We start from the raw sequence: 16066 nt of genomic DNA, 5'->3' as shown, positions 1-16066 counted from the left end.
AAGTCAACAACACTAGGATTGTTCCTAGTATCTGCGTCTACCGTAATAAATCGGCATGCAACTCCGATTTCCCTCAAATCCTCAGTTATACCTCTAGCTAATTCAACCATCATTGATCCGATGCCTTTATATTTCTTTTTATAATTTATATCAACGGCTAACTTACCAATTTTCACTAAAGGTATTGCTTTAAAATTAACAAACCCAATCTTATGTACATCTTTTTCTGAACTGGAAAGCTTGATTGAGTCAGTCGACAACGACATAAATGCAATAACATCAGCGTTTTCTTTATTAATTAAGAGATGAAGTTTTGAAATTTCAGCTTCCTGCAATCCCAATGCTTCATCTCTTAAAAATTCGTTATACTCTTCAAATTCACAAACAAAATCACTCAATCTATAACCTTTAGACAAATCAACCAGTTTAATCATGTCTTGCAAATCGTATATATTTTGCAACATTAAATTTACTTCCTTAATTTTTTAACTAGATCTGAAGCCCTTTTATTTCTGATAATAGCCATAGGAGAGGGCTTACTCATCAGTTCTTTTATCACATCTTGCGCGTAATGACCTTCTATGACAGTTGCCTTAATAGGACTTGCTTTTACGGCATGCATATGTTTATTCCCTCCTCTAAAGAATTTAATTACTTTATTTGCCTTGATCTCTGTATCAATACCGATCTTCTTGTCCATATCATATCACCTTCCAAATGCTGTTTCAATACTGTATGGTTAGTTTTACCAACTTAGAAGGAGATAGTCATATGAGAAGAAGCTGGATGTCTTTTTTGTGACCTTGAACAAGTCTGAAAAGAACTATTTGACCTCAACCAGGTATCAGGATTATTCTCTCAATGAGGAGTTATTTCATCGGCAGTCTCAAAGTCGAACGATGGAGGAATCGCTGATAGGGCAGAGGTATCTTAACCAAGTAGCCAGTGATGGGAATGTGTTGTTTTTTGTGAAAGAGTATTAAGAAGAGAGGGCTTTTGCAGTGACCTTTACTTCTATTGACTTTTTAACCCAAAGACAGGCTCATATCCCTTGAAGAAACTCCTTTTTGTGTGCGCAGTGTAATCTTTCCAATACATTGGCTCTTTATGCGGGATTTCAGCATATATTTCTATCTACATAGAGAATTGTATTCCGTATAATGCAAGGAAATATATGCCCCGGCTCTCCGGCATAGAAGCGCGGCTTTCAATGATAGCCTGTATATCCTCCTGCCTGTAACCTTTACCAAGTGTGGAGGAACGGAGCCGGGTAAACCGTTCCTGTCCCTCAGCCCGAAAGCTGATAACACCGCCGCGCCCCTGTTTAACCTCATAGCCGGCTGCTGTCATAGCTTGCAAAAAGGCTTCCATGCTTGGCGGCTTTTCGACAAGACAATATCAATCTGCGCCTTTAGGCGCTCCTGAAATGTCGGCGTTTTATTGCCGCCTTGCCACTGTCCATAATGCTTGTATTTTCCCTTGCTATTAAGCTTTGGGTGGGCGATATAAGATAAGCCGTTTTCAATACATATGCGGTCAGAGAGCCGACGCACAAAATCAATTCGCCCTGTTGCGTCTTGTCCAGGTTCTGCCCATAGTCGAAACGGTCAGTGAGGGATTGCGCAATGGTTTCTCCCTTGCTGATGTGGTGTGTTATCAAGCGCGTGGTTGCCATGCGCGTTCCTCCTCCCGGTGATACTTCGGGTCAATTTGACCCGAAGTTTCTTTTCCTTATGTCACGGTAAATATGATAAAAAGCGGGCCACTTTGGCCCGCTTCTCCTGTTGTGTTCAGTCATATTTTCATCCCATCACATAGTCTTTCAGAGTATAATTCAGGTCGGCCAGCCTGTCGATAAACCACTCTATCACAGCCCGGAGGCCGAGAGGGGAAATTAGAAATCCCAATACCAGTAGTACCACGCCGTTAAAAGTAGAACCGCCTGTAATAAACGTCAAGGCCCCTAACGCGGAAAGCAGGGCAGCGGCAATCGCACCTATCCATTCAGAAACGCAAAAGATAAAATACAGAAATGCAACGGTAATGCTCAATACGATGATAAATGGTATCGCAATGATTTTAAGCAAAATCTTCATACACAGAACCCCTTTCATGCTTGTTTTGCCCATATTTTACCATACGTGAAAGGGGACAACAATGTTGTGGAGACTTTGCGAATCTTGTCCCGGCACTTCGGGCCAACATGGCCCGAAATCATTTTTCCGGCGGTACAAATTCCAGCAGATCGCTAATCTCACAATCAAGCACCGTACATATCCGGGCCAGAACATCAATGTCCAATCTGCTTATGCTGTTGTTGCAATAATTGTTGATTTGAGAACGCTGCATTTCTGCCCTGTGGCTCAACTTGTTTTTGCTGATACCTTCTTTTTTAATCAGTTCATCCAGCTTTATTTTTATTGTTCCGTATTCCATCGGAGGCCCTCCCTTGTCCGTAAAAAATCTACATCATTGACATATATAGTATGCACTTAGTAGAATCAACATATAAGTTCTGATATGTCTTGTTAGACATGTAACACATGCGGACGAAAAGGAGAGAATATAAATGGATACTGCAAAAGCCAAAAAAACGCTAAAAAAACTTGCCAAGCAGAAGGGCGTAAGCGAAGAAACCGTGCGCCATGAAATCGAAATTGCCATAGCGGAAGCCATGAAAAGTCCTAAACCACAGGCACAAGCGTTCTGGAAGTCCATCCCCCACAAGGGGGAACAGCCAACGGCGGAGGAAGTCATTGCGTACATTGCGAATGTGGTAAAGGATTAGTTTCTGTATAAAGAAAAGCGGGGAACGGAGGCATGATGCCAACGTTCCCCGCTTTTTATAGTACCACCACCACAGTAAGCTGTTTGAGAACGTCAGATACCCGGCCCTACAATTCCGATTATTCTTTTTGTAGGGCCGCAATCTCGGACGGTTTATGAAAACAATGCAGGAGCGTACAGAACTGAGAACGTTATTATAAGCGGAGCTAAGCATAGACCTCCTCAGCATCTTTTGGTCAAAGAACAAATGGAAAACTTGATAGAGCAATATAGCGTCAAATGGCTGGGACTTCATCCGATCGAACGAGCGGCTCTGCTGCATGGCGAGTTTGTCAATTCATCCTTTTGTTGATGCTAACGGAAGAACAGCTAGACTTTTGCTTAATTTTGAACTTATGAACGCAGGCTTTCCACCTGTGATAATCAAAAAAGATATACGCTCTGAATACTATGATTCCCTCGACCTGGCACATACTACTGGCGATTACGGGAGATTTTTTAAACTTGTGACCAGATCTACTGAAGAAAGCTTAGATTTGTGGCTTAGTGTTGTAGGGTGAAACAAAAAGTTTTTGTATTTCAGCTGATGTTCTGAAGATAGAACTGGAAGAGAGTTCAGTTGAGCGGATAATTAATAAAGGGAGCGAAACTAAGGGAATCTTAGGCTTCGCTCCCTTTTCACATAGAATTGTCTGAGCTGAGGGTTATGCTTTACGCAGGGTAAGCTAGGCAAGATAGACTATCAAGCAGAAGCTACGTGCTAATAGCGTATAATTTAAAGAATATTGTAAAAAGGAACAGTTGTTGGCAGGGTTTTACAGAATAATGAAGAATTTAGGCTATAGAAAGTGTTTGCAGCTTTACGAGCTATTAGAAATAGGATGCCAGATTTTCCGCTCACAGGTGACCCACGTAATAAAAAAGTCAGAACTCAGCATGTCGAAGGTATACATAATAAAGAAAGCTGAAGTAGCGAACCAAATTGGCGCTAATAGTTGTCCCAAATGTGGTGGGGAGTTAATCGCGAGAATGGGCGAATTTGGAGATTTTAAAGGGTGTAACAATTATCCGAAGTGTAGGTTTACGATTATCAACTAGGCAATGAATCCTGATTTCAGTAAAAGTGGAGTCAATGGAGTAGTCCTTTCAAGAAACTGGCGCAGCAAAGGGATTGCCTTAATAAACATTAAGCATAGAAGGGAGTGAATAGATGTTAAATATATTTTATCAGCTATTTTTAACCATGAATGCTACATTATTAATCATCGTGGTTTTTCTGATTAAAGTACAGGTGCAGATTGGGTTTTTAGCCAGCTCTCCACGATGGATATCTTATATAATTTTCATTTGTATACCAATCCTTTTAACAGGAATTAGCTTATTACTTACCCGTTTTTTGAGTGATGACAACATTGAAGGCAATATCAGAGACGTAGAACAAGCAAACAATGCTTTTCTACCCAGCTATTTGGGGTACTTTTTTGTTGCTCTTAGTGTTCCCTATTGCGAAACCTTGATATTTACTTTCAGTATTTTGTTCGTGTTTACCTATTTCTCACAAACGCTATATTTCAACCCCTTATTTTTATTGTGGGGGTATCAATTTTACTACATTACAACCGAAAACAACGTTAAAATATTTCTGATAAGTAAAAAACTAATTCGCAGTACTCAGGGACTCAGCTTTCCAAAGTTAAAGAGAATTAATAATTTTACTTTTATCGATATGGGAGGCAAATAGAATGAATCATCTTATAGCTAAAATAAGGTTAAGAGGTAATGCCCAGAAATATAAAAAATTGCTTTCTGCGGAATCTATATTTGAGTTTCCTAATGATTTAGTCCAGCATGTCCAGTATAGCCCTGATCATAATCTCGATGTAGATTCATGGTTCGGAATTGAACAGTTTTCGGCACAAACGTTCTGCTTGGATTTCTTAAGAACACCTTTTAATTCAGCAGAATACGACCTACTCAATACAATAGACGTGGACAAGCTTGATTTTTTATGCTCATATCAAAATGAAAACGAGTACTATTTTCAGAATATATCCAAGGCTCAACTGGTCCGAAAAAAGCTACTTTATTTAGGAGACGCATTTCGGTATGAAAGAAACAGTAAAACAATTGTAATCAACTCTATTGCAGATGCGATTTACATGAAAGACCAGGATATTTTATACTTTAGACGGTTGCCTAGCATTTCGGGAATTTTTAAAGGAATAGATCTGCTGTATAGAGAAGCAACGGAAGTTGAAACAACTGATTTTTTAAAGAGAGAATTTATTCAGTTGGACGAGGATTTTTCAGCTGCCAAAGTCGGAAAGGCAAACCGACATAGAATTGCTATGGCTCTTGATACGTTGGACAGCCTTGAAGAAGAAGAAAAAGGCACTGTATTGAACTATATTCAAGATTATTGTCCCGACTTGGATTACCAGAATAATGCCTTTAGAATAAAATCGGATGACGAACTAAAAAAACTGCTTTATGGGATAGAACAGCGTTACTACACAACGCCAGTAGGCAACGAAAGAAGATGCGCTAACTCGATAATTCGACTTGATCAACAGTCTTAAGGAGGCTCATAAATGTATATTGATCTGAACGGAAAAACTCGCGTTATCATCACGGAGAATAATGAAAAGATAAGCCCTTTTTTCCCATGAGCACTGCGAGGATAAACAAAGTCTAATAATAGGAATTTGATAATATTTTATTGGAGGTGCTTATTATGGGCATTAATTGGATAACAGCCAGTGAAATAGAAGCATGGACGAGTCGCGAACCTCGACGTGCTCAGGAACTTTTACCTGAATTAGTTTGGCGCCTATTATTAGCATCTTGTGTTAATATTAGGGATCACCATTTCCCGCATTCTAAGGCTGTCCAATACAGTGGATACGATGGGTACTTAGATACAGATACCCAGTCAGTTTTTTTCCCTTGTGGAAAATCTGTTTGGGAATTTGGTACAGATCAAAATACTTTATCTAAATTCAATGGCGATTACAAAAAACGCTCCGAGAACCCTAATGGAATAGAACAATCTTCTACAACATTTTGTTTTGTAAGTTCTCGAATTTGGAATCATCAAACAGGGATTGTGGAGATAACTGCGCAAAAAAAAGCAGACAGTATATGGAAAGATGTGCGTATTATCGATGCAAACAGCCTTCAAATGTGGCTCGAGGCATGCCCGGCGGTATCTGCTTGGTTATCAGGGATAATGGGTCGTGGTATGAATGGTTTGCTTTCTCTTGAGGACTATTGGATAAACATAACTGAACATACTGACCCTAAATTAAATGTGGAGTTTTTTACAGGTAGCAGGGAGCCTATTGTACCGCAGATTACTAATATTTTTAATGCTGGAAGTAAACAGATTATCTTAAGTGCAGAGTCGGAAATAGAAGCGATCTTAGTCTTAGCTGCAGAATTGGTTTCTTCGACAGAACCTATTTACATGGAATTACTAGAACGTTGTATTATCGTTCAATCTCCATCAATGTGGGATGTTGTTTGCACTCAGTTTAAAGATGCTGTTATTATTCCGACATTTTGCCCGCAAGTCGTAATCTCTTTTGGACAGAGTAGTTACATCTTGCCGACCAACAAATATTCTCCAATTGATTTAATCAATAAAACCGGCAATCGTGTTGCCATTGAGGCGCACAGTAATCATACATTCCGAATAGCACTTGAAAAGTTAGGCTATGATGCTAATACCGTATATAGCATGGCGTCTGATTTAAAACGAAGTTTTCCTGCATTATTGCGTAAAATCACTACAATACCTTACTTAAAGGTACCCAGATGGTCAGAAACAGATAATGTATTGGTATTAATACCAGCACTTTTAGTTGGCGCTTGGGAAGAAAATTGTTTAGGTGATAAAGAAATACTTAAGTCTCTGTCTGGACTTGAATACGATGAATACATTCGATCGCTACATCCCTTTATTGCCTGTGATGATACTCCGTTATTTGTTGTAGATGGTTCATATATGTGTATATCGATATCAGAGATGTGGAATGTCCTTTGGAAGCAACTCTCTCCGGATATCTTTCAAAGATTCAAATCATGCGTTGTATCTGTATTTGATGTTGCTGACCCCACGTATGAACTTCCTGAGAAACAATGGTATATGGCAGGGGTTTTGGGTAAGAAATCCGATTACTCAGCACAACTACTGCGAGGACTAATCATCTCACTGATTATGATTGTAGAACGAGATGATGGAACAGGTAATAGCCTAGGAATTTCATCTATTACTGCTGAATGTGAGTCTCTGGTTTCTCAAGTATTTAATCAGGTGAAAACACTGCAGGGCTGGTATACCATAGCTTCTTATATCCCTATTTTTGTAGAGGCTACACCAAATGCTGTCCTCTCTGCTATGGAAAAAGAAGCAGATATTCCTGATAGTGAGTTCTGGAAAATGTTTAAGAATCCCGAAGATGTTATGCTTGGTAGAACATTTTATACTCATTTGTTGTGGGCTCTTGAAAAACTAGTTTGGCTCCCACGATATGCCAGTCGTGCGGTCAAACTACTAATGTGTTTTGCGGATAAAGGGTATGAATATAAACTTTCCAATACCCCCATTAACACACTGACTGATATTTTTTGTTTATGGCATCCTCAAGGCATATTTACTCTGGCGGAAAGGAATCTTTTATTAGAGAAAATTTTAAAAGAACATCCTGAAACAGCATGTAGCCTTGTAAAAGCATTATTACCGCAGGGACGCCAGACTACAAGCGGTATAGCAAAATTTAGTTGGAGAAATGTTGATATACCAGAAATGAGGGTTACAAAAAACGAACACAGAGAGGCTTATACCTCTTTAGCACAACTTTTCCTTAACAATATTAACCCCTGTTTTTCGGATTGGGATATTGTTTTTAGCCGTTTCACTGCATTTTTGAACCATACGGATATAGTCATTAAAAAATGTAAAGAACAAGCTGCTCAAATAGGCGAAGAAGATTTGCTAAAATTATGCTCCGAGCTGGCAAAGCTTATCGGAAAACATAGGAAGTTCGTTCATTCAAATTGGAGTTTATCAGACGAAGTAATAAGTAAAATAGAAGAACTATACAACGGTATCCTGCCTGAAACGCCAATGAAATACATTCATTATTTTGATTATCATTATAATGGATTGCATCCACTTGTATATAAGGAAAAAGAACACAATCATTCTGATGAACGTGAACAGTTAAAACAATTTCGATTAGAAAAGATAAAAGAAGCCCTGTCTCAGTATGGAACGGAAGTAATATTTGTAATACTACCTGGAATCGAAAACACTACTGATTTTGCAGAAATCGTAACGGAAGAAGTGTTGAGAAATCACTTTGTATGGGATTATATACAACAAGTCCAGAAAATAAATCGAAATGTTGCATCTGCGATAGTTTCAAAAGTATATTTTCATTATGGACTTGGGGAATTTATTTCAACAGTGCTAGAGCTTCCGGCTAAAGATGCTGGGTGGCTATTAGTATGCCTGCCTTTATCTGAGGAACTATTTGACTTAGTAAAATCTATGCCAAATGATACGCAGAGAATTTATTGGGAGACAATGAATCCCTGGAGGTTAGACTTAGTTAATTTCCCGTTTTCCCAGCAGTGCATTTTGAAAATGATAGAATTCAATCGCCCATACACTTTAATAGATTGTCTGGCATATAGTTCATACCTTAATATTCCTACACTTATTACAATTCTGCAAAAAGCTCTTGAGCTGAATCCTAACGATGAGCCAAATGGGAAAACATTAAGTAGCGTTCCCTCTTATGACATTGAGGAGATTTTTAAAAAACTCTATACGGAGGCCGATAAATACTCTTTGGAGATTGCAAAGCTCGAAATTGCATACCTTTTAGTGTTTGATATGGAATTTGAGCCTAAATGTCTAGTGGACCAAGTTTTGGCGCAGCCTTCATTATATATGGAGCTTCTAAGTGCTGCATATAAATCTGATGATATGTCTGATTCATGGGATAATGATCGCCAAAAGATGGCAGGTCATGCCTATGAAGCATTAGATCGAATACATCGGATTCCCGGCAGTAGCCATCAATCAGAGCAACCTGATAAGCTAGTTTTCTTCAAATGGGTAGCTGATGCGAATCTTCTTGCAGAGAATAGACATTATTCTTTGGCACACTCAATTTGTTTTGGAAGAATACTTTCTTATGCACCTCTTGGTGAAGATGGTGTTTGGCCGACAGAATGTGCTCGTGACTTTTTTGAGAAAAATCATTCAGATGAATTAGTCAATAATTTCATTATTGGTCTGCAAAACCAAAGAGGCGTACACGTTGTAACAGGTGGTGCGGAGGAAGCGCAAATTGCAGATAAATACTTTGGTTATGCAACTAAACTTCAACTCTTGTATCCTCGTACAGCAGCAATTATCAATCGCATCGGTGATTCCTACCAGTATGAATCCAAAAGAGAACGTGCTTATGAACTAAAGGGGCGCTATTGATTTTTATAAAGTTACCCGAACAATCCTTCCACACTCAGCAAATTAAAGATCGTGGGCTATACCAACTACCTCCATCTCTACGATGAGAACTATATCATCGGCTTCGGCAAAGATGTAGTTGAAGGAAGAACCCCACAGGTCGGGTGAAGGAACAGTCAAAACCGCCTATTACCTGAGCATGAAGGTCGCCTTCTTTAGCGCCAGCGATGACGCTGCGGAACTCCTCAGGAACATATGAAGATATTACTCATACGGGAGATAAAAATGAGCTCAAGCAAGGAATTAGAAAGATCTATTTGGCTTGTAGTTTAAGGCTTGGAGTTTAAGGCTTGGAGTTATCTATTACTTGAATGTAATCAATCGTTGACAGGGAGATATTTGCATGCTTGAAATAACAGGTAATAATATTTCTGAACTAAATGATGGTGACTTAAGGGCGCTTATCGGTCTTCTTTGTGAAGCTGAACTGCGTGCAGTAGGCATCCCCCCTGCTGGTGTTACATGGGGAGGAGATCAAAATGCTAAAGATGGTGGTATCGATATTCGTGTCGACATTACATCTTCTTTACATAAGGATAGTTACATTCCAAGATCAGAAACTGGATTTCAAGTGAAAAAACCAGATATGCCTCGTGCTGCCATTTTTAAAGAAATGAAACTTGATGGACAATTGCGGCAAGCTATTAAGGATTTAGCTAATTCAGGGGGAGCTTATATCATTGTTAGCAGTCAGGGCTCAACTTCTGATTCTGCCCTTACAGATCGGAAAAATGCAATGCAAGAAGCATTATCTGACTATCCGTTTGCTGCTAATCTAAAAGTTGATTTCTATGACCGTGAGCGAATAGCTGGATGGGTTCGAACCCATCCGGCACTTACGCTTTGGGTAAGAGAAAAAATAGGTAACCCAATTCAAGGATGGAAATCATATGGGAATTGGTCAAGATCACCAGGAGGACTTAATGATGAGTATTTTCTTGACGGAAATATTCGTCTACATAATAGTGCAAAACACCGTTCAGATGGTCTTTCTGCGATAGAAGGAATCAATGAACTCAGAAATATACTTCATTGTCCTGGAACTTCTGTTCGTCTAGTAGGTCTTTCCGGTGTAGGCAAAACCAGATTGCTCCAAGGATTGTTTGACGAACGGATTGGTGAAAGGCCATTAAATCCATCTCAAGTGTTTTATTCCGATGTTAGCGACTACCCCATTCCTGAGCCACGTAATTTTGCTGAACGTTTAATTAGTTTACAGAAACCTGCTATTATTGCCGTTGATAACTGTCCTCCAGAATTACACCGCCGGTTAACCTCTGTAAGTTCAGCAGTAGGTAGTTTAGTTAGCCTAATCACTGTAGAATATGATGTTCGGGAAGATGAACCAGAAGAAACAGAGGTTTTTCGTTTAGAACCAGCCTCCAATGAATTGATAGAAAAACTAATACGTCAAAGGTTTGATTATATTAACGATGAAAGTGCCCGTTTAATTGCAGAGTTTTCAGGAGGAAATGCACGTATCGCGATTGCCTTAAGCAATACAATCCGAAGAGGAGAAAATTTAGGTAGACTAAAGGACGGTGAACTATTTACTCGCTTATTTCAACAGCGAAACGAGCCAAATAATGCCTTGCTTAAAGCTGCCGAAGCCTGTTCGATTGTGTATTCGTTTAATTGTCAAACAGCAGAAGGTTCTGATGAAGAAATAAGGATGTTAAGCTCTTTAGTTGGGATGACCGTCCAAGATATTTATGAAAGTATAAGTGAGTTAAAACGGCGCGACTTAGTTCAGCAAAGAGGCAAGTGGAGAGCCGTATTGCCTCACGCTATTGCTAATAGGCTTGCTGAAAAGGCTCTGGAAGATATACCTTATGAAAATATTTTTAATACTTTTACACAATCCCAAAGGATGATGACGTCATTTTCAAGACGGTTAGGGTATCTTCACGAAAGTGACAAAGTGTTAGAAATAGCTAGAGAATGGCTCTCCGAGAATGGCTTATTGGGAAATATCCGGAATTTAAATGATTTTGGAATTAATTTATTCATAAATATAGCTCCAATCATTCCTAAATTAACACTTGAAGTAATTGAAAGAATGTCTGATCAGGATGATTCGGATAGCTTTTTTTCACGTGACAATGATCACTATATCGAATTTACACGACTGCTCCGATCCTTGGCATATGATAAAGAATTATTCGAACGTTCAGTTGAACTCCTGTGTCGATTTGCATTAACAGAAAATCCCATAGAAAATAATAATTCTATAAGAGATTTACTAAAATCGCTATTCTACTTATACCTGTCAGGTACCCAAGCAACACCTGAGCAGAGGCTTACAATAATAAAAAGATTAATCGACTCAAAAATTAACAATGAAATTGACTTGGGTATTTCTTTGTTAGACGCATCTTTAGAATGTTGGCAGTTTAGTTCTTCCTATAGTTTTGAATTTGGTGCACGTTCAAGGGATTATGGTTTATCTCCAAAGAGTAGAGAAGATATCGTTAAATGGTATAAATTATTTATAGAATATACTGTTGTTCTTGCTGTTTCTAAAAACCTTAGCTCTCCTAAAGCTAAAACTCTTTTAGCGCATAAGTTTCGAGGACTATGGACAGAAGCAGGAATGTATGACGAGCTAGATTATGCAATCAAAGAGATCTCCGAGCAAGGTAGTTGGCAAGATGGCTGGATATCAGTAAAGAGCACTAAAAAGTTTGATGCTAAAAACATGGCTCCTGAAGTTATTGCTCGGTTAGACAAACTAGATTCGATGCTTGAACCAATAACTTTGTATGAGCGCGCGAAATTATTTGCACTTTCGGGTCATGAAAGTTACTTAGACTTAGTTGATACTGTGGAAGGTCAAGATGTGGAAGAAATTGATGAATATACTATCGTGGAGGAAACTACTCGGTCTTTAGGATGCGAAGCTGCAAAAAACAGTGATATTTTCATTAAGTTACTTCCAGATATCTTAAGTAATGAAGGACATAGATTATTTGCTTTCGGTCAAGGACTAGCAGAAGGGTCTGATCAACCGAGAGAAATGTGGCAAGATTTTAAGGAACAACTAAAAAAAATTGAAGAGTCCAAACGGAATTATCTTGTGCTCCGTGGTTTTTTATCCAGTATCTCGAAAATTAATTCAATTATCTCCGAAGAATTCCTAGATGCTGCTGTGACCGATTTAGTTCTAGCTAAAGTATATCCCTGGCTTCAGTCCGCTGTCGAAATTAACATTCAGGGTATAAAAAGGCTAAAAAGTGCAATAAAGCTAAGGACTGCATCGATATCCCAGTATGCAAATTTATCTTACTTAAGAACTCACGAATCTATTCTCGATTCCGATATAACTGAATTATTGGTATTGATATCTTCAGAAGAAGAAGGAGTAGAGGTAGCGCTTGAAATCCTTTTTAGAAGATTTAAGAGTCACACAAAACAGAAAGATTTAAGTAGTGTTCTTATTTCTCTAGCACAAGATCTTTTACTGAAATATCAATTCTTAAGAGGCCGTAACAAAAACATGCTAACCGATTATAAATTAGGCTTTATTATAAAAATATGTTTTGCAAATGGATCAGCGGAAATTAATGCAAGAGCCTTGTGTAAGAAACTAATTAAAGCTAATGAAAACAACCAGATATATTTAAAGGATTTTCAACACGTTATCAGGGAGCTAGCAAATGTGCAACCAGGTGTCTTCCTTGACGAATTTCTAGGAGAGGTATTTAATTTTAGTCCTTATATAAAACAATTATTCACAAAGCGAATAAGATCAAGTCCAAATCCCTTAACCCAAATTGACGACGAATTAATTATTAATTGGTGCGAAATTAACCCGACAACCAGATATCCTAAGGTTGCCTCAACGATTGTGCCATATGTAAAAAGTGAGGATGAAGATAGACTTGTTTGGTCGACTCTGGCCTTAAAAATTATTGCCAATTCAACTGATCCCATACCCGTTTTAAATAATTTTAAATCTGCTTTTCGACCGATGAGTTGGAGCGGTTCCAGAGCAGATATTTTGCAGAGCCGATTACTCTTAGTATTAGATTTAAAAGAACATCAAGATCCATTGATTGCCAGTTGGGCGCGTCAAGAAGAGAAAATTTTTAAAAAAGAAATAAGTTCTGAACGCGAATGGGAGTCAAAACGATTTCATGATCGAGATGAACGTTTTGAGTAGATAAGTATAAAATCGAGATTAAGATAGATTGAATTTGATTTCATTTCATTTCATGATTAACTAGTATGAATTCTAATTGTGAATTTTAACGATACAGTCTCTAGGAGGTATCATTAATTTGAAGGAAATAACATGGGATGACTTTACCTATAAACTGGAGTTCAACCAACATTTATTTCCAGACCGAGAAACCTTGCTACAAGCGGGTTTGAACTCTATGAAAAGTCTACACTACATTGAGGCTTTTTTAAAAGAAATCCAGCAATAGCAGGGGTTTCAAAGATTTTATGGTTGAACGCCAGTATAAAAACAGGAATAAGACAGGCTCATTTGAGGATATGTGTAGGACATTATTCTTTAGTAGGTTTAAGACCAGAGGGGTAACGGCACTTAAACAGTGAATCACGAAATCTGGTGATCAGGAATATCTAAATGATGCAAATGACGTGAAGATTGAAATAAGCCTATATGAGACATTGGAACTTTGAAGATTATGATATAAGATCCTTTTCCTATATAGTGAGAAACTGATTGAGTTATTAGTTCCATTAATTTATAAGCAAGCCTGATAAATACCAAAGATTGAAAGGAGGTGATCCAATGTCAAATGAAATGATCGAATTTATAACAAAGTCAAGTCTATATAGTAGTATGAAAATTCGTGATCCTGAAATAAAACAGCTTCTTCAGATATATGATAAAGAAAGCAGGTTCGAACTGTTTTGCGCTGAATGTAGGGATAAGAAAGTTTTCATTTATGATTGTGGTTTGAATAATGTGAAAGCAACCAACCTGAAAAATAAAATAAGCAGTGTGGGTTTACTTACAAGTATGAGTTATCAAGAGGATAGACCGCTGGATGAAATGGATCATTTATATTTAAGGTTCAACTGCAGCTTGGATGAGTCACATAAGCTGGAATACTTCTTTGCTGTTAAGGGTGATTCAATCATTAAGGTTGGTCAATATCCTTCTTCTGCTGATATAGATCTTCCGCAAGCTTCAAGGTATAGTTCTATCCTTGGAAAGCAGTATTACAGTGAACTTAAAAGGTCCATTGGTTTACATTCACATGGTGTTGGAATCGGTTCATTTGTTTATTTAAGAAGGATCATTGAAAAGCTGGTATATGATACATTCAAGGAAGCTGAAGTTGCTGGTGCGTTAACTGAACAGCAATTTGAATACCAAGATAATGTGAGACATAGGAACGGTATGGAAGAAAAGATTAAGCTTCTAAAGGGGTTTCTTCCTGATCTGATTACAGACCATCCAAAGATCTATGGGGTGGTTAGTAAAGGGATCCATGAACTTACTGAAGAAGAATGCCTGGAATACTTTCCGGTGTTGAAAGATGGTATTGTCATGATCCTGGATGATATTGTTGCTAAGAAGGAAAAAGAAAGGGCAGCAGCAGAATATAAGAAGTCATTGAATGGAATATTGTCCAAGATGAAATAAATGACCTTCTGAAAGGCTGGGGAAAAAGCATGTTACAAGTAATATACAAGATCGGAAACAAGTTGCTTTGGAATCCTTATAAATTTCAGCTTAACCCTTACCCAAATCCAGCTTCTTATTAGGCTAATAATGGGAGTGCGACAAGAAGCGGCTTCTTCTTGAAAGATTAGTGCAGACTACAGTCTGATGTCCCAGTAGTAGGGACATTCCCGTCCGAAACTGCGTCGGGGGTAACTCCGGGGTGGGTTGCATGAGGAAAGCCCAACTGGTTGCCTAGTATCCATGGCAACTAGGGGCGAGGGAAAGAATGGTATGGTTTATGATTAAGCATCGTCATTAGCAGCAGTGACTGGGATATGTTAACCATTGTATTGCAGATTGGAAAACGCAGCTTCGCATATGCGTATGTTACTACCTATATATCTGCCGTTGTATTGAATGAACCTAACCCATTCGTATCTAATAGAAGCTGAACTTGATAAGTCCTATGGAGTCCGATTTTTCGGTAGGTCAACCGCAAGGAAGACACAATCTCCAGAGGATAAAGGAGCGTTGGAAAAAGCAAATGTCGCTATGGTGCAAACCAACAGGAATAAGAAATAACTGGGCGAATAATGCAAAAAAATTACATACCTGAAAGGGTGCTGACTTCCGACTGGTAATCAACACGGAATAAAACGAAAAGCAAGATTTCAAAAGTGAGGTAACAGATGCGAAAAACTTCAAGTTATAGGAAGTCCACATTACCTCCCGATACCCAATGGAAACAAATCGACTGGTTCCATGTTGACGAGTATGTAGAAAAATTGCAACAGCGGATATACCGTGCCGAATGTCTTGGTGATAAACGTAAAGTAAGAAATCTGCAAAGACTCTTAGTAAGAAGTAAGGCAATGCTACTGGTATCCATAAAAAGAGTTGCTCAAACAAACAAGGGCAAAAAGACAGCAGGTGTTGACGGTGAAACAGCATTATCCAATAAAGATAGAATTAAATTATTTTATGATTTATCCAGATTGGATATAGAAAAACATAATCCTAAACCGTCACGTAGAACCTACTGCTGTTAGAATAGAAATCGGACAACTGAAATAGAGATTTTCCCTAGTTTAGTA

Annotated in this window: 18 protein-coding genes and 1 pseudogene; 13 read left to right on the top strand and 6 right to left on the bottom strand. The window is 38.4% G+C overall.

What is annotated here, in order from left to right; translation table 11 throughout:
* The coding region (locus LJE72_RS25165; protein WP_229250847.1) for an N-acetyltransferase at positions 1-464 on the bottom strand (464 nt) is incomplete at its 3' end.
* A gap of 5 nt (positions 465-469) precedes the next feature.
* Entirely contained in the window at positions 470-700 is a 231-nt protein-coding gene (locus LJE72_RS25160; protein ID WP_229250845.1) for a hypothetical protein, read from the bottom strand.
* Between the two features lie 73 nt (positions 701-773).
* Between LJE72_RS25160 and LJE72_RS25155 the strand changes: the two are divergent.
* A pseudogene (locus LJE72_RS25155) lies at positions 774-980 on the top strand (DUF3427 domain-containing protein); the annotation flags it as partial.
* A gap of 154 nt (positions 981-1134) precedes the next feature.
* Here the strand turns inward: LJE72_RS25155 and LJE72_RS25150 are convergent.
* The 4 genes from LJE72_RS25150 to LJE72_RS25135 form a co-directional block, all read right to left on the bottom strand.
* On the bottom strand, positions 1135-1359 hold the full coding sequence (locus LJE72_RS25150) for a hypothetical protein (RefSeq protein WP_229250841.1): 225 nt from the start codon (positions 1357-1359) through the stop codon (positions 1135-1137).
* A 52-nt stretch (positions 1360-1411) separates the two neighbouring features.
* Entirely contained in the window at positions 1412-1675 is a 264-nt protein-coding gene (locus LJE72_RS25145) for a hypothetical protein (protein ID WP_229250840.1), read from the bottom strand.
* A 127-nt stretch (positions 1676-1802) separates the two neighbouring features.
* On the bottom strand, positions 1803-2096 hold the full coding sequence (locus LJE72_RS25140; RefSeq protein ID WP_229250839.1) for a CD1845 family protein: 294 nt from the start codon (positions 2094-2096) through the stop codon (positions 1803-1805).
* A 118-nt stretch (positions 2097-2214) separates the two neighbouring features.
* On the bottom strand, positions 2215-2436 hold the full coding sequence (locus LJE72_RS25135) for a helix-turn-helix domain-containing protein (RefSeq protein ID WP_229250837.1): 222 nt from the start codon (positions 2434-2436) through the stop codon (positions 2215-2217).
* Between the two features lie 133 nt (positions 2437-2569).
* Here LJE72_RS25135 and LJE72_RS25130 point away from each other — a divergent pair, with 133 nt between their 5' ends.
* The 12 genes from LJE72_RS25130 to LJE72_RS25085 all read left to right on the top strand — a co-directional run bounded on the left by LJE72_RS25130 (position 2570) and on the right by LJE72_RS25085 (position 16021).
* A complete protein-coding gene (locus tag LJE72_RS25130; RefSeq protein ID WP_229250835.1) occupies positions 2570-2788 on the top strand; it encodes a hypothetical protein in 219 nt (72 codons plus the stop codon).
* A 96-nt stretch (positions 2789-2884) separates the two neighbouring features.
* Positions 2885-3139, top strand: a complete 255-nt coding sequence (locus tag LJE72_RS26895; protein ID WP_396391918.1) for a Fic family protein — start codon at positions 2885-2887, stop codon at positions 3137-3139.
* Positions 3108-3347 (top strand): Fic family protein, encoded by a 240-nt coding sequence (locus LJE72_RS25125; protein WP_229250834.1) that lies wholly within the window; start codon positions 3108-3110, stop codon positions 3345-3347. The genes LJE72_RS26895 and LJE72_RS25125 overlap by 32 nt, the downstream gene beginning before the upstream one ends.
* Positions 3348-3612: 265 nt before the next feature.
* Entirely contained in the window at positions 3613-3885 is a 273-nt protein-coding gene (locus LJE72_RS26625) for a topoisomerase DNA-binding C4 zinc finger domain-containing protein (RefSeq protein ID WP_312038971.1), read from the top strand.
* A gap of 112 nt (positions 3886-3997) precedes the next feature.
* Positions 3998-4528, top strand: a complete 531-nt coding sequence (locus LJE72_RS25115) for a hypothetical protein (protein WP_229250832.1) — start codon at positions 3998-4000, stop codon at positions 4526-4528.
* 1 nt (position 4529) lies between these two features.
* Positions 4530-5366: a hypothetical protein gene (locus tag LJE72_RS25110; RefSeq protein ID WP_229250830.1), complete on the top strand. Its 837-nt coding sequence runs from the start codon at positions 4530-4532 to the stop codon at positions 5364-5366.
* A 155-nt stretch (positions 5367-5521) separates the two neighbouring features.
* Positions 5522-9289, top strand: coding sequence for a hypothetical protein (locus LJE72_RS25105; RefSeq protein WP_229250828.1), 3768 nt, complete (start codon positions 5522-5524; stop codon positions 9287-9289).
* Positions 9290-9340: 51 nt separating this feature from the next.
* Complete coding sequence (locus LJE72_RS26620; protein ID WP_312038970.1) at positions 9341-9436, top strand: beta-propeller domain-containing protein; 96 nt, start codon at positions 9341-9343, stop codon at positions 9434-9436.
* 235 nt (positions 9437-9671) lie between these two features.
* A complete protein-coding gene (locus LJE72_RS25100) occupies positions 9672-13490 on the top strand; it encodes a hypothetical protein (protein ID WP_229250826.1) in 3819 nt (1272 codons plus the stop codon).
* 118 nt (positions 13491-13608) lie between these two features.
* Positions 13609-13758 (top strand): hypothetical protein, encoded by a 150-nt coding sequence (locus tag LJE72_RS25095; protein ID WP_229250825.1) that lies wholly within the window; start codon positions 13609-13611, stop codon positions 13756-13758.
* Between the two features lie 332 nt (positions 13759-14090).
* A complete protein-coding gene (locus tag LJE72_RS25090; protein ID WP_229250824.1) occupies positions 14091-14951 on the top strand; it encodes a hypothetical protein in 861 nt (286 codons plus the stop codon).
* 710 nt (positions 14952-15661) lie between these two features.
* Positions 15662-16021, top strand: coding sequence for a reverse transcriptase N-terminal domain-containing protein (locus tag LJE72_RS25085; RefSeq protein WP_229250823.1), 360 nt, complete (start codon positions 15662-15664; stop codon positions 16019-16021).
* Positions 16022-16066: the final 45 nt, after the last annotated feature.

Origin of the sequence: Desulfosporosinus shakirovi, from assembly GCF_020595055.1 — a bacterium.
GTDB classification, from domain to species: Bacteria; Bacillota; Desulfitobacteriia; order Desulfitobacteriales; family Desulfitobacteriaceae; genus Desulfosporosinus; species Desulfosporosinus shakirovi.
Note: the sequence above shows the minus strand (reverse complement) of the source record. Positions and strands in the feature narration are given on the sequence as shown.

What these genes read in the sequence shown, in the direction of transcription:
- LJE72_RS25160 (WP_229250845.1), bottom strand. Translation starts at nt 700, where the DNA reads ATGGACAAGAAGATCGGTATTGATACAGAGATCAAGGCAAATAAAGTA.
- LJE72_RS25135 (WP_229250837.1), bottom strand. Translation starts at nt 2,436, where the DNA reads ATGGAATACGGAACAATAAAAATAAAGCTGGATGAACTGATTAAAAAA.
- LJE72_RS25110 (WP_229250830.1), top strand. Translation starts at nt 4,530, where the DNA reads ATGAATCATCTTATAGCTAAAATAAGGTTAAGAGGTAATGCCCAGAAA.
- LJE72_RS25105 (WP_229250828.1), top strand. Translation starts at nt 5,522, where the DNA reads ATGGGCATTAATTGGATAACAGCCAGTGAAATAGAAGCATGGACGAGT.
- LJE72_RS25125 (WP_229250834.1), top strand. Translation starts at nt 3,108, where the DNA reads ATGGCGAGTTTGTCAATTCATCCTTTTGTTGATGCTAACGGAAGAACA.
- LJE72_RS25130 (WP_229250835.1), top strand. Translation starts at nt 2,570, where the DNA reads ATGGATACTGCAAAAGCCAAAAAAACGCTAAAAAAACTTGCCAAGCAG.
- LJE72_RS25085 (WP_229250823.1), top strand. Translation starts at nt 15,662, where the DNA reads ATGCGAAAAACTTCAAGTTATAGGAAGTCCACATTACCTCCCGATACC.
- LJE72_RS26625 (WP_312038971.1), top strand. Translation starts at nt 3,613, where the DNA reads ATGAAGAATTTAGGCTATAGAAAGTGTTTGCAGCTTTACGAGCTATTA.
- LJE72_RS25140 (WP_229250839.1), bottom strand. Translation starts at nt 2,096, where the DNA reads ATGAAGATTTTGCTTAAAATCATTGCGATACCATTTATCATCGTATTG.
- LJE72_RS25100 (WP_229250826.1), top strand. Translation starts at nt 9,672, where the DNA reads ATGCTTGAAATAACAGGTAATAATATTTCTGAACTAAATGATGGTGAC.
- LJE72_RS25115 (WP_229250832.1), top strand. Translation starts at nt 3,998, where the DNA reads ATGTTAAATATATTTTATCAGCTATTTTTAACCATGAATGCTACATTA.
- LJE72_RS25145 (WP_229250840.1), bottom strand. Translation starts at nt 1,675, where the DNA reads ATGGCAACCACGCGCTTGATAACACACCACATCAGCAAGGGAGAAACC.
- LJE72_RS25090 (WP_229250824.1), top strand. Translation starts at nt 14,091, where the DNA reads ATGTCAAATGAAATGATCGAATTTATAACAAAGTCAAGTCTATATAGT.